General features: G+C 43.5%; 14 protein-coding genes. 3 read left to right on the top strand and 11 right to left on the bottom strand.

The features are described from left to right. Positions 1 to 78: 78 nt before the first annotated feature. From flgJ to flgB, 9 genes are all read right to left on the bottom strand, one after another. Positions 79 to 1,059 (bottom strand): flagellar assembly peptidoglycan hydrolase FlgJ, encoded by a 981-nt coding sequence (flgJ, locus tag P3L56_RS07840; RefSeq protein WP_042844260.1) that lies wholly within the window; start codon positions 1,057 to 1,059, stop codon positions 79 to 81. Continuing rightward, positions 1,059 to 2,162 (bottom strand): flagellar basal body P-ring protein FlgI, encoded by a 1,104-nt coding sequence (locus tag P3L56_RS07835; RefSeq protein WP_042844261.1) that lies wholly within the window; start codon positions 2,160 to 2,162, stop codon positions 1,059 to 1,061. Before P3L56_RS07835 ends, flgJ begins: the two co-directional genes overlap by 1 nt. 33 nt (positions 2,163 to 2,195) lie before the next feature. Further along, positions 2,196 to 2,978 carry a flagellar basal body L-ring protein FlgH gene (locus P3L56_RS07830; RefSeq protein WP_173424802.1) on the bottom strand — a complete coding sequence of 261 codons (783 nt, stop codon included), beginning with the start codon at positions 2,976 to 2,978 and terminating at the stop codon, positions 2,196 to 2,198. An 81-nt stretch (positions 2,979 to 3,059) separates the two neighbouring features. After that, entirely contained in the window at positions 3,060 to 3,842 is a 783-nt protein-coding gene (flgG, locus tag P3L56_RS07825; RefSeq protein WP_042844262.1) for a flagellar basal-body rod protein FlgG, read from the bottom strand. A gap of 18 nt (positions 3,843 to 3,860) precedes the next feature. Continuing rightward, positions 3,861 to 4,616 carry a flagellar basal body rod protein FlgF gene (locus tag P3L56_RS07820; RefSeq protein ID WP_042844263.1) on the bottom strand — a complete coding sequence of 252 codons (756 nt, stop codon included), beginning with the start codon at positions 4,614 to 4,616 and terminating at the stop codon, positions 3,861 to 3,863. Between the two features lie 15 nt (positions 4,617 to 4,631). Further along, positions 4,632 to 5,852, bottom strand: a complete 1,221-nt coding sequence (gene flgE / locus P3L56_RS07815; RefSeq protein WP_048606790.1) for a flagellar hook protein FlgE — start codon at positions 5,850 to 5,852, stop codon at positions 4,632 to 4,634. Positions 5,853 to 5,879: 27 nt separating this feature from the next. Next, positions 5,880 to 6,737: a flagellar hook assembly protein FlgD gene (locus P3L56_RS07810; RefSeq protein WP_048606788.1), complete on the bottom strand. Its 858-nt coding sequence runs from the start codon at positions 6,735 to 6,737 to the stop codon at positions 5,880 to 5,882. Positions 6,738 to 6,749: 12 nt separating this feature from the next. After that, a complete protein-coding gene (flgC, locus tag P3L56_RS07805; RefSeq protein ID WP_210831508.1) occupies positions 6,750 to 7,154 on the bottom strand; it encodes a flagellar basal body rod protein FlgC in 405 nt (134 codons plus the stop codon). Positions 7,155 to 7,159: 5 nt separating this feature from the next. After that, complete coding sequence (gene flgB / locus P3L56_RS07800) at positions 7,160 to 7,573, bottom strand: flagellar basal body rod protein FlgB (RefSeq protein WP_042844268.1); 414 nt, start codon at positions 7,571 to 7,573, stop codon at positions 7,160 to 7,162. A gap of 208 nt (positions 7,574 to 7,781) precedes the next feature. Here flgB and flgA point away from each other — a divergent pair, with 208 nt between their 5' ends. From flgA to P3L56_RS07785, 3 genes are all read left to right on the top strand, one after another. Beyond that, positions 7,782 to 8,450 (top strand): flagellar basal body P-ring formation chaperone FlgA, encoded by a 669-nt coding sequence (gene flgA / locus P3L56_RS07795; protein ID WP_210831509.1) that lies wholly within the window; start codon positions 7,782 to 7,784, stop codon positions 8,448 to 8,450. A gap of 280 nt (positions 8,451 to 8,730) precedes the next feature. After that, on the top strand, positions 8,731 to 9,033 hold the full coding sequence (flgM, locus tag P3L56_RS07790; protein WP_042844270.1) for a flagellar biosynthesis anti-sigma factor FlgM: 303 nt from the start codon (positions 8,731 to 8,733) through the stop codon (positions 9,031 to 9,033). A 9-nt stretch (positions 9,034 to 9,042) separates the two neighbouring features. Then, complete coding sequence (locus tag P3L56_RS07785; RefSeq protein ID WP_042844271.1) at positions 9,043 to 9,483, top strand: flagella synthesis protein FlgN; 441 nt, start codon at positions 9,043 to 9,045, stop codon at positions 9,481 to 9,483. Positions 9,484 to 9,853: 370 nt separating this feature from the next. Here the strand turns inward: P3L56_RS07785 and flhA are convergent, their stop codons facing one another. Continuing rightward, positions 9,854 to 11,953 (bottom strand): flagellar biosynthesis protein FlhA, encoded by a 2,100-nt coding sequence (gene flhA, locus P3L56_RS07780; protein WP_042844272.1) that lies wholly within the window; start codon positions 11,951 to 11,953, stop codon positions 9,854 to 9,856. After that, on the bottom strand, positions 11,946 to 13,097 hold the full coding sequence (gene flhB, locus P3L56_RS07775; protein WP_042844273.1) for a flagellar biosynthesis protein FlhB: 1,152 nt from the start codon (positions 13,095 to 13,097) through the stop codon (positions 11,946 to 11,948). The genes flhA and flhB overlap by 8 nt, the downstream gene beginning before the upstream one ends. Positions 13,098 to 13,163: the final 66 nt, after the last annotated feature.

Genomic DNA, 13,163 nt, shown 5'->3' with positions numbered 1-13,163 from the left:
TCAAATTATTTACAGCATATTTGGTTATCGGAAATTCAGCGTAATTGTTTAGGCCAAACTCGCATTAATTCCGTGTTTTTAAAAAATATCGTTTAAGTCTATGGTATAGGCTTGCACTGCCCTTGATGCCGAGGTATTTGCTGTCGGTTGATGACCGCGAATTTGGTTAATCAAGGTGATCAGTTTGTCTGAATAACTTGGGTCAGTGGCGTAACCGGCTTGATGTAAGCGACGCGCAGCAATTTCAGGCGTCGGCGCTTTTTTCACATCTTTATAGCGCGGGTTTTCGGTTAATAGACTGATATAATCAGCAATCGCTTCTTCGTATGAACCATAGACTCGGAAGTCATCGCGCATTTTTATTGTTTTGCCATTAATGACTTCGGTTGTCATGATATTAGTGACGGGTCCCTGCCAGTTTTTCCCAGCTTTAATACCAAATAAGTTATGGCTGGTTTTACCGTCACTTTTCAAAATTTCCCGCTGTCCCCAACCACTTTCTAATGCCGCCTGCGCTAAGACGAGAAAGTGTGAAATACCACTGTTTTGACTTGCAGCCTTTGCTGGTTCAATTAAGCGACGAATAAAATTACTGCTGTTAAGCGATAACGCTTTGATTTTTTGGAATGGTGCTGAAAGCGTATCCCCCATAGGTGAAAAATGGCGCATCATCTGCTGCATATTAAATGGTGGCAATGTTTGGATGGCTTTTTCATCGAGCGGTAACATGCTATTGCTGAGCGCTACATTAGGCTCTATTTGCTCGCGCGTTAACTGTTGGTACATCATCTCACCAAAACCTAAGCCTTTTTGTGAAAGATCTTGGGCGATTTGCTGGTCATACATGCTGGTGAGCATACGTGTTTGGTCGCTGGAAAATAAACCATCTTGGGGTAATGCGTCACGCATACTTTTTAGCATCATTTGGACAAATGTTGCCTCAAGTTGCTGCGTGACTTGGCGCAGCCCTTGCTCTGGGTTTTTATTCAGTTCGCCTTTTAGCTGGCCTAGCGACTGTAAATCAAACGCGGCACCTTGCAATAGCTGCATATCACTCATTAGATGATCTCCAATTTTGCACGCAAGCAACCTGCACTTTCCATAGCTTGCAATATTGACATCAAATCGTTTGGCGTCGCACCTAAAGTATTTAAAGCCTGAATAACTTGGTTTAATTGCACACTCGCATTCACTTTTTGCAATGAACCACCTTGGTCGCGTATACCGACATTGGTGTTACGGGTTACGACCGTTTGCCCACCTGCAAATGGGGTATCAGGTTGGCTGACTTGTGTTTGTCTTTCAACGGTAACCGCTAAACTACCATGAGCCACCGCACAGCTTTCGAGTGTCACACTGCGGTTAATGACAACTGAACCGGTCCGTGAATTGAGGATCACTTTTGCTTCTGCCATTGGTGTCCGCACGTTAAGTTCCTGTACCCGAGACAAAAAGCGTACTTGGTCACGGTTGTTAGCCGGAACTAATAATTGAACCGTACGCGAGTCCAACGCGGAAGCTGAACCGACTCCCCCCATACGGTTTATTGCATCTGCAATATCTTGCGCTAATGTGAAGCTATCTTCGTTTAATTGCAGGTTAATTGCGCCACTTTGCCCAAAGTTACTTGGTAGTTCACGCTCAATCGTTGCCCCGCCAGTAATGCGTCCACCATTAAGTTGATTCACTTTAATGCTGCTACCACCACCGCTTGCGCCAGCTCCACCAACCAGAATATTTCCTTGCGCCATGGCATAGACTTGCCCATCAACACCTTTCAGTGGCGTCATCAATAATGTTCCACCCCGCAAGCTTTTTGCATTCCCCATTGAAGAAACAACGATATCCACAGACTGACCAGTACGCGCAAAAGGTGGTAATTTTGCGGTTACCATCACCGCTGCCACATTTTTCAATTGCATGTTAGTACCGGGGGGGACCGTAATCCCCATTTGCGACAACATGTTATTTAAACTTTGGGTTGTAAATGGGGTTTGCATGGTTTGGTCACCCGTGCCATCGAGCCCGACAACAAGTCCATAACCGATTAATGCGTTATCACGTACCCCTTGAACCGTGGTTAAATCTTTAATACGTTCACTGTGCGCTGCAAATACAAAACAGCAAAATAGCGATAGCAAAATTAATACTTTGTTTTTCATTGAGTTCTCTCGGCTATTCTCTCTTATGTTCAATTAATAAGGCGAAACATTTAAGAAAAAGCGTTGCAGCCAGCCCATGTTTTGCGATTCATTGATGTAACCATCACCCACATATTCAATACGTGCATCCGCCACCTGTGTGGAGCTTACATGGTTATCTGACCCAATGGTCCGTGGGTTAACCACGCCAGAGAAGCGGATCGACTCCGTCCCTTGGTTAATGGCAATACGCTTCTCACCGACGACATGTAAGTTACCGTTCGCCAGTAATTGGTCTACCGTCACGGTAATCGTCCCTTTAAAGGTGTTATTGGCATTCGCTCCGCCCTTACCACTAAAGTCACTATTACCTTTAATATCGAGTTCGGTATTCTTACCGCCAATCCAGCCTTGCATAAAGCCGGGCAGTATCGCAGCCAAGAAACCAGTTTTCCCAGTGCGATTCGCATTTGCAGACGAGTTTTTGCTAGCACTGACATTTTCTTGTAGATTGATAGTCAAAATATCGCCAACATTACGAGGGCGCCTATCTTCAAATAGGGGCTGATAGCCATAATACGCCGGCTGAGCACTTTGAAATATTGAGCCATTCGGTGCAGGTGCCGTCGGTGCACTTGGAATTGCCGTTGTCTGTGTGTCCACTAACGGACGTGATTTTATGTGTGCGCAGCCACTGGTAATCAAAACCAAAGCAATGACTAATCCCACCTGTTTGGTTGCGATTAAAGGCGTTTGCAACGCTATTTTTTGCTGTTGAGAAATCGTGCTGCTTTCAATCATCATGCTACTCTTTTGCTGCAGTGTACGTTCTACCATCACGAAGAGATCCCTCTCATAGGTAACTCACCATCGTGATTGCAAGTTACCTTTCTGTGTCTTTCCCGCTCAATAAACCAATTACAGCTGAGTTAAACGCTGTAGCATCTGGTCAGATGCGGATACTGCCTTACTATTAATTTCATAAGCACGTTGAGTTTGGATCATATTCACTAACTCTTCGGCAACATTGACGTTAGATGTCTCTAGCATATTTTGATAAATCAACCCTGCACCATTCGTTCCCGGAGCACTTTCATTAGGGGCACCTGAACTTGCCGTTTCCATATACAGGTTTTCACCCATACTTTCTAAACCTGCATCATTGATGAAAGTAGTTAAGGTGATTTGACCAATCTGTTGCGGCTGATTATCACCATAAACGGTGATAGAAACCGTACCATCACGGGCAATTGACATGCTGTTTGCGTTATCAGGGATCATAATCGCAGGGACAATTTGGTAACCGCTTGAGGTTACAAGCTGGCCATCTTGGTTGGGCTGCAATGCCCCATCGCGGGTATAGGCGTCGGTACCATCTGGCATTTGTACATGCAAGAAACCTTGGCCTCGAATAGCGATATCGTTGGTATTACCCGTTTTGTTTAACGCACCTTGTGCGTGAACTCGCATTGTGGCAACGGGACGAGCCCCCGTCCCCATTTGTAACCCTGACGGTAACGATGTTTGCTCAGAGCTCATCGCGCCAGGTTGGCGAATATTTTGATACATTAAATCTTCAAATACGGCACGTTGGCGTTTAAAACCATTAGTACTGACGTTTGCCAAGTTATTAGAAATAACATCAAGGTTGGTTTGTTGAGCATCAAGCCCTGTTTTTGCAATCCATAATGAACGGATCATAATAATTCCTTACTGAATTTAGCTGACGGCAAGCAATTGGTTTGCCCGCTGTGCATTTTCATCAGCACTACGGACTACTTTCATTTGCATTTCAAAATGCCTTGCATTGGCAATCATGGAAACCATGGCTTCAGCAGCATTAACGTTACTTCCCTCAATCACACCAGCGGTAACGATAGCGCGCTCACTTTGTGGAAGCACATTGCCATTAGCCGCTTGGCCTTGAGGTGATAAATGAAATAACCCATCTTCCCCACGAAGTAGGTCTTGTGGCTGTGCTTCAACCACTTTTAAACGGCCAATCTGCCCTAGCATCGTTGGGGGGTCGGTCGCCAATAGCGCTGTCACTGTGCCGTCTGTGCCGATAGTTAATTCTGCATTCGGCGGAACATTAATAGGACCACCATCCCCTTGTAAACGACGCTCGCCAATCATTAACTCACCTTCACTCGAAACCTGAATATTACCGTTACGCGTGTAGGCTTCGCTGCCATCGGCAAGTTCAACAGCCAAAAAGTGCTTGTCATTTAACGCCACATCTGTTGACTTGCCTGTATAGTTCAGTGGCCCTTGGCTCATATCTGCACCGGGTGTTGAGGCAACGACCAGTGTCCTTGTTGGTTCGCTGTCCCCGTTAATGGGCACAGCACGCATTGCCGATAGTTGTGCTTTAAAGCCCGCCGTTGACACATTAGCAATGTTATTTGAAACAACCGCTTGGTTTTCAAGCGCATGACGCGCCCCACCCATGGCAGTATAAATGACGTGATCCATGCCCACCCTCTCGGTTTATCGTAAGTTAACCAATGTTTGTAACATTTGATCTTGCGTTTTGATGGTCTGCGCATTGGATTGATAATTTCGCTGCATCACAATCATACTGATCAACTCTTGGCTCATATCCACGTTAGAAGACTCCAGCGCACCACTGGTTAATTTGCCGTATTGCCCTACACCCGGGACACCATCCATTGGGTTACCTGAAGCATTTGAAGAAGCCCAAACGTTACCACCTTGAGAAACTAAACCATTCGGGTTAGCAAAAGCAGACAGCGCAACTTGCCCTACCACACGTTTTTGTTGGTTAGAATAATTCGCAGTAATTAAACCGTTATCTTCAATTTTAAACGTGGTGTATTCACCGGCAGGAAAGCCATCTACATCAATAGCACTGACCGAGGATTCACTGACTTTCTGTTGGCGAGTTTTACTCAGATCGACATTTAACGTTCCATTATCCGCCCCATTTAACCCGTTATAAGCAAAGGCAAATGTGGCTTTATCAGCGTCTTTTAGCTTGCCGTTGCCGTCAAACTCTAATTCACCTAATTTTTTAGCTTCTGTGTCGTTAGTATCTTTTGCATAAGCCGTCCAGTTATTGTCAGACTCTTTGACAAAATACACTGAAATTTCGTGAGTATTACCTTGACTATCAAATGCAGTCATTGTGGTACTGAAATTATAAGTTGCTGAATCATCAGGTTTTGTTATATCAAACTTTTTATCTTTAACTTTATCTTCTGAATTAAGGTTAACTGTCAGTTTGGCTAAGTCTGATTTTTTAGCATCCATCATATCGGTTGGAATGTTAATTCCCGCAGGAACACCACCACTTTGAATAGTGACATTACCGTCCTCATCAACACCTGCCGGATAACCTGTGACGATCATGCCTTGGTTGTTCACTAAGTTACCGCTTTTATCACGTAAAAACTGGCCATCACGGCTATAGTAAATATCGCCATTTTTGTCTTGCACACGGAAAAAACCATTGCCAGAAATAGCGACATCCGTTGGTCTATCCGTACGTGTGATAGGGCCATCTTTAAAATTTTGTGTTACTGCTGCAACATTAACACCCAGACCAACGCCTGATCCTGCGAACATATCGGCAAAAGAGGTTGTCGCCCCTTTAAAACCATTGGTCGCGGAGTTGGAAATATTATTACCAATTGAATCCAGCCCCGCTGATGCTGCATTTAAGCCACTGACTGCTTGTGAAAAAGACATATTTTCTCCATGAGTATTGGGGATAAATTAAGATGAAGGATAAACTTTGAAGATGCTGCTCAGGGGGACACTTTGTCCAATACCAACATCTAATAATGGTGCGTCAGAACCTGGGGTCACGCCGTTGACGCGGGTATAACCTAGTTTTGTGACTTCAACTTCGGCTCCGGCTCTGACGGCTTTCACATCAAAGTAATATTTCCCTTTTGTATCTGCCACTAGGTTTCCTTTGTTGTCGCGACCATCCCAAGCCATATCATAAATATCGGGTTTGACTTCGGTATCATAAGTAATGGTGCGTACCACCATTCTGTTTTTATCGCGAATAGTAATTTCAACGTTATCTGCCAATTTCGGCAAAAAGAAACCAAACGGAGATGAGATAAATTCGGACTGTGGTTCTTCGCTGCCGCCTTCATCACCCATCACACTTTTATCACTCAGTGCAAAGTTTGAAGGACTATCAGGGCTAATCCCCTCATCCGGTAATGGATTTGAAGGTTTAATGATTGAACTATCTTCGCCAGTGCTCTCTTTTTTAAGTGGCGCTAAAATAATTTCGTTGCGAGGAATAAGAACACCTTTGCCAACAAGCTGAGTGGCTTGTAATGATTGCCCTGAACCGATTTGTTGGGAAATACCACTAACGCTATCACTTAGCTTATTCATACTCTCAAGCGTTGCGATTTGTGCCAATTGACTGGTCAAGTCGGTATTTTCCATAGGGTTAGTAGGGTCTTGGTTTTGCATCTGTGTGACAATCATCTTTAAAAATGTGTCACGCATATCATCACTTTGACTTTTCTTTGGCACATTACTGGCAGCCGGCTCTGGACCGGCTGTAGTATTATCCAAAGAGTCGTACATTGTGGCGGCAATTCCCATTACAAACCTCCCTTACTGGCCTATTGTTAATGTCTTTTGCAATAACGTTTTTGCCGTATTCATCACTTCAAGGTTGGCTTGATAACTCCGAGAAGCCGAAATGGTGTTGATCATCTCCCCGACCATGTCGACATTTGGCATTTGCACATAACCTTTTTCATCAGCCAGTGGATGGCCAGGCTTGTATTCCATACGCGGCGGTGCAGGGTCTTCAATGAGTTCACTCACACGCACACCACCCACTTCATTGCGCCCTTGTGGTACCATTTGAAAGACCACTTGCTTTGCACGATACGGCTGCCCGTCCGGTCCTGCGACGCTTTCAGCGTTTGCCATGTTGCTTGCACTGACATTCAAACGCTGAGACTGCGCTGTTAATGCAGAAGCAGAAATATCAAAAATACTCAGTAACGCCATGCTTATTACCCTTGCTGTAGAACAGCCAACATACTTTTAACGCGGCTATTAATAAATGTGAGATCAGCCTGATATTTCAGGGTATTATCAGCGAATTGACTACGTTCAATATCCATATCTACCGTATTACCATCCATCGATGTCTGATAAGGAACACGGTATTTCAAGTCTAAATTTGGCGCTTTAATGCCTCGTCCTTCGATATGGCCTTTAGCTGTCACGGCAAGGGTGACGCCCTTTGAACCAACGACACCTTTGTCCATTGCTTGTTGAAGTTGACGATTAAAGTCAATATCACGTGCTTGATAGCCCGGAGTATCCGCATTTGCGATGTTTGAAGCCAAAACAGTCTGCCTTGCTTCGCGTATTGATAACGCCTGCTGCTGAAAAGCAAACGTGGCATTTAATTTATCAATCATGATGGCCCTCAATGGAAATAAAGCGACTCCTGAATCTGAACATTCGCTCATATAATTTAAAATTCGACCTGCATATCTTAGCCGTCTACTAAAAAATCTAATGGCAAGATAAAGGCAAAATAATTGACCTATTTGGCTCATTCATTATTAAAGACCTGCGTAAACTGCAATCGTGAAAAAGTTTGCTTACCAAGGAGGCTATCCCTACATGCGTTATCGTCAAAAGCTGCCATTTAGCATTGTAATTAGTGTATTAGGGTTAACCATTAGCCTTGCTCAAGCTTCATTACCTCAAGATATCAATCACTATTTCCGCCAAATTCACGGTAAAAAAAACCAAGTTTCTATTGAGATCAAAACGCCGATTGAACGTTGGCCAAGCTGTGAGAACCCCCAAATCAGTCCACCTATTGGGGGCAGAAATATGGGAAATGTATCTATTCCAGTGCAGTGTGGTAAGAAAAAACAATTTATTCAGCTAATTGTGAATGTGACGGGGCAATATTTCGTTGCAACACGTAATATAAATCGTGGTGAATCTATTGAGTTTGTGGATATTGGCAGTAAAAAAGGCTTATTACATAAGCTTCCCGCTGGAGCGAGTACTGATAAAATGGCACTACGCGGCGCAATAGCACTTCGTAATATCCCTGCGGGGCAAACATTTACCAAATCGATGATCCGACTCCCTTGGGCAATAAAAGCAGGTCAAACCGTATTTGTCTTTGCTAATGGGGAAAATTTTTCAGTGAAATACGAAGGAAGAGCCATTAATAATGCCACCATTGGGCAAAATATTCGTGTAAGATTACTCAATGGTCAAGTAGTCAATGGGTTAGCACAAGAGAATGGCAGTGTTAATATCGCATTAAAATAAATGCCATCAAGACCGAATATGACGAGTCTGTACTTAATGTCAACTCACTCAAAATGAACCTTTATTCTAAATAGTTCAAGTCGCATCAAGGCGACAAGTGAATGAGTCGCTAGGAGCTTACATAAGTAAGTGACTAGTGCGAATGAGCGTAAGTTAACGCAGAGGCGGCTTGAAATATGACGAATAAAGGCAATATTTTGTAACACTATAAAGACTAAAGATCCCACAAAATACGCCGATAACTCTCATATGATAAAAATCGGGAACAGGAAAACACATTATGGCTATTGAGCAAACACCTGCAATTTCTGCGCTAACTCAGGTAACAAACCGTGACCCACAAGATACGGCTACCCCGATGCGCGATAAAAAAATTTCGACAAATGAAATCATTAAAGAAAGTACATTTGTCCCGAGTGAGCTGCAAAAAAAATTATTACAGCCCCAAGCTAGCGATATTAACAGCGCTAAAGTTGAACAAATTAAACAAGCTATCAAAGATGGTACCCTGAAAATGGATGCAGAAAAGATTGCTGATGGCATTTTACGTGATGCACATGAGTGCATGTTATCAATGAAATAAATAACTACCATGACTGATGAACTATTAATCTTGCTAGAACAGCAACATGCTCATTTACAATCATTGCAAATCGTGATGAAAAATGAGGAACTACTATTAGGTTACCAGCGTGTTCCGCCTTCGCCTTTTCAGGAAACGACTGAACAAAAACGTTTCCTTGTTGCGGCGATAGGCCATGGGGAGACCCAGCGGCTACAACTCGAATCACAAGCAGAAATTACCGCGCCTTATGAAGGTAATACTGAATTAGCCAGTGTATGGGAAGCGATTAAAGTATTAACAACCAGCTTAAAAGAATTAAACTATCGCAACCACCAAATGCTGCAATTACATATAGAACTCAATGCTCAACGCCTAAACTTTGTAAAGAAACACAACAACCAATCCACTTATGGTGCTGATGGTTTAGAATCAAAACGCCCTGTTTTAGGTAAAAAAATTTCGATTTAAACTGTGTTCTTCCTAGTTCAAAAATCCTTTTTTATCATCTCAAAGCCTATCAGACAGCTTACTCAATGACCTGATATAGCTTCAACATTAAGTCGACTAAAGGAAACCTACCGCCATTTAACCGACCTGCTGGCTATCCCCTGATATGCAGCCCATCTAAGAAGCCTCTGATAAAGGCCTAATTCAGTTTCCCCTCATAAACAAATTGGTTCATTTTAATCAGCTATCAAATGCGAAAAGGCCACTCGAATAAGAGTGACCTTGCATACTTTCTTTACGCTTTAACGTGGGTTCAAATACACGCCTTCGGTATATGCCTTAAAACAATAACATACCTATCCTACTGGCCATATAGGTTGGCGCAACAGGGTTAGCTACCACTAATCATCGAAGTCATTCTAATCTTACGGTGGTCAGTCATTTCTAAATTAGACATCACCACTAACTGCGGCAAACTTCGGCGTAAGAAACGCGATAAAATTAGGCGTAAAGCATGGTTAACTAATAACACTGTAGGAGCCCCCATCGCTTCTTGGTGAGAAATTGCTTGTTCTGCTTGAGTTTGAATAAACTGCGCAAGGTTAGGCTCTAAGCCCCCACCATTTTTGGCCGCTTGCAATAAAATTTGTTCAAGCCCCGCATCTAAACCAATAACTTGAATTTCTTCTGCATTACCAAACCACTGTTGAGTAATAGCGCGGCCTAATGCAATTCTCACTTGCGAAGTTAAATAGTCCGTGTCTTTTTGCTCGCCATTTTCCCCCGCCATTTCTGCTAGTGTTTCAATAATGGTACGCATATCGCGGATCACTACGTCTTCCATTAATAAATTCTGTAGAACACGGTGCAAAATTGTTAATGAGATGGTATCGGGGATCAGGTCATCAGCCAGTTTTGGCATCTCTTTTTTCACTCGGTCATATAACATTTGTGCTTCTTGGCGACCAAATAACGTGCTTGAGTTTTGCAATAAAATTTGATTGAAATGCGTTGCTACCGCGGTACTCGCAGACACTACCGTATAGCCTTGAATTTGCGCTTGCTCACGTAAATCATCATCAATCCAAACGGCAGGTAAACCAAATGCAGGTTCTTTAGTCTCATCACCTTGCAATGACCCCGCCGCATTACCAGGGTCGATAGCAAGACTACGCCCCGGTTGTGCTTCACCACGCCCAACTTCAGCGCCTTTAATTAAAATACGGTATTCACATGGGGAAAGTGCTAGGTTGTCACAAATATGGACAACAGGGGGCAAATAGCCTACTTCTTGAGCGAATTTCTTACGTAAACCACGAAGGCGACCCAGCAATTCACCTTGCTGCTCACTGTCAACGAGCGGTATCAATCGATACCCGACCTCCATCGCTAACAAGTCTTCTAATTGCACATCATCCCACGTTGCTTCAACAACTTTGTTCGCTTCTTGAAAATGTTGTGCTTGGTTGTTGTCCCCCGCGGCATTTTCCGGTTGCTGAGCTTTACGAACTAGATACCAACCCAATGCCGCTAACGCTGCAGTAAACAACAGGAAAACAAAGTTAGGCATTCCAGGTATTAAACCTATTAGCCCAAGGACCCCTGCACTGAGCCACATCACTCGCGGGTTATTGAAGAGTTGGTTGACCATCTGTTCACCCACATCTTCATCCGTTGCAACACGAGTGACGATAACCCCTGCCGCGGTCGAAATAATTAATGCCGGAATTTGGGCGACTAAACCATCACCGATGGTTAACAAGGTATAGGCACTGGTCGCATCCCCCAGAGACATATTATGTTGACCGACCCCAACAATTAAGCCTCCAATCACGTTAATCACCATAATCATGATCCCCGCGATAGCATCGCCACGGACGAACTTACTCGCCCCGTCCATTGAACCGTAAAAATCAGCTTCTTGGGTTACTTCGGCACGGCGTTTTTTCGCTTCGTCATCACTAATGATGCCAGCATTGAGGTCTGCGTCGATAGCCATTTGCTTACCCGGCATACCATCAAGTACGAAGCGTGCGCCCACTTCCGCAATGCGCCCCGCACCTTTAGTGATAACCATAAAGTTAATCAATACTAGGATGATAAATACCACAATACCGATAGCAAAATTACCGCCGACTAAAAAGTGGCCAAATGCTTCAACGACTCGCCCTGCTGCGTCTGGCCCTGTATGACCATCAAGTAAAATAATCCGCGTGGAAGCAATGTTAAGGGAAAGACGTAACAATGTGGCGAATAACAAGATGGTTGGAAACGCGGCAAAATCGAGGGTCCGTTTAGTGAACATCGCCACTAGCAATACCATGATGGAAAGTGCGATATTAAAAGTAAACAATAAATCCAATAAAAATGCCGGCAATGGCAGTACCATCATCGACAAAATCAATAAGATAAGAACCGGACCCGCAAGTATTTGCCACTGCGTTCCTTGTAAGTTTTTCGGCAATTTTAAAAGTGAAGCCAAATTAGCCATCTCGATTGTTATCTCCAGCAAAGTCCAGTGTTGGTGGCACTGGTAAATTTTTCGGTTTTTTCGGTCTGAGCCCACCTTCACGACGCCAGCGACGTAATTGGTAAACCCATGCTAAAACTTCTGCTACCGCAGCATATAAGGCAACAGGGATACTTTGTCCTATCTCTGCATGGCGATATAATGCACGTGCTAAGGGCGGTGCTTCTAACTGCAATATTCGGTGTTCTTCACCGATTTCTTTAATACGTTGAGCAAAAACCCCGGCACCTTTTGCTAATACTTTTGGCGCTCCCATTCTTTTATCATCATATTTTAGCGCCACCGCATAATGGGTTGGGTTGGTGACTATCACATCCGCATTGGGGACATCCGCCATCATCCTATTACGCGCGATAGCACGTTGCTGCTGGCGAATTTTGGCTTTTATCTGGGGGTCACCCTCTTGCTGTTTAAATTCATCTTTGATTTCTTGGCGGCTCATTCTTAATTTTTTCAAATGAGAGCGAAATTGGTAAAATACATCAAACGCCACCATTGGGATCAGTAAAAAGACAATTAAGTAGCCAGCAAAAATTACTTTTTGTAGTGCATTACTAAGGGCGGTAATCGGTGATTCCATCACTAAATGCAGCAATGATGGCCAACTTTCCCATAAAAATATAAAAGCCCCTAACCCAACAAATAACGATTTCAAAATTGCTTTAAATAGCTCAGATAATGCATTCATTGAAAAAATACGTTTTAACCCTTTCAACGGGTTAAGTTTTTTCAAATCAAACTTAATCAATTTGCTATTAAATACTAGCCCGCCCACCAGTGACGAAGCCGAAATCCCAACGAGCGCCAACCCACCAATCACCGGAAGTAAAGCAAATAATGCCTCACTAACGACCCTAGCTAAGTAGCTGATCATTAAGCCCGTATTTTGTAAATAATGCCCATCAAAAATAAACCCTTGACGAGCTATTTGTCTTAGTTGAGTTGCCAGATGCCCACCACTTAGCCACAGTAAGCTAATACCCGCTAACATCATCATTAACGAGCTCAATTCCTTTGAACGAACTATTTGCCCATCATCTTTGGCTTTCTGCTTTTTATGGGGAGTGGGTTCTTCTGTTTTTTCTACATCACTCTCGTCGGACACATCTGTTCCATCATTTTAAAATACGAGTTATCGCATAGCATGACAGAGTGTAAGAAAATCAATGGT

Origin of the sequence: Providencia sp. PROV024, assembly GCF_032709665.1 — a bacterium.
GTDB lineage: Bacteria > Pseudomonadota > Gammaproteobacteria > Enterobacterales > Enterobacteriaceae > Providencia > Providencia huashanensis.
This window is presented reverse-complemented; position numbering and strand designations above follow the sequence as displayed.